Origin of the sequence: Affinundibacterium danionis (genome assembly GCF_042432465.1) — a bacterium.
Classification (GTDB): Bacteria; Pseudomonadota; Gammaproteobacteria; order Burkholderiales; family Burkholderiaceae_D; genus Undibacterium; species Undibacterium danionis.
On sequence record NZ_JBHLXJ010000019.1, the window covers coordinates 1 to 609 of the forward strand.

Sequence of the window (609 nt, forward strand, 5' to 3'; positions counted from 1 at the left end):
ATATTGCTGGCGTCAATAACCTGTTGAATAAGAACGGCACCTCCTCCATCAGCAGCACCACTTACAACCTGGCTGCTGCCGATGACTGGAATAGTGTCATCACAGGTGGCAATATCGCTGATTTGACCGGTAACGGCATCACGGTCTCGAATGCCGCACCAACCATTATTAACTCCACCTATGATGCCAGTACAGGTACCTTAGTGGTCACCGGTGCCAACATGGTCACGGGCGACACGATTGATGTTTCGAAGTTGTCGATTGCTGGCCAGGGCGGTTCCTACACCCTGACTTCACCGAACGTCACCGCAGCCAGTGCCACCTCCTTTACGGTGACACTCAATGCTGTTGACCAGCTCAACATCAACGGCATTTTGAACAAGAATGGCACATCCGCTGTTGATACCACCAGCTTCAACCTCGCTGCTGCTGCCTCATGGGATGCCAGCCGCACCACCTCTGCCGATCTGACTGGCAACGCCATCACTGTCTCGAATGTCGTCACGCCCACTATCACTTCGGCTACTTTCGATGGTGCCTCCAACGTACTTGTGGTAACAGGCACGGGTCTCGTTAAAACAATTGGTGCCAACAATGACATTACCGTTT

Annotated in this window: 1 protein-coding gene; it reads left to right on the plus strand. The window is 52.5% G+C overall.

Annotated features, from left to right (window positions below; genetic code table 11):
• The coding region (locus ACFFJH_RS17990; protein ID WP_390214359.1) for a hypothetical protein at positions 1 to 609 on the plus strand (609 nt) is incomplete at both ends.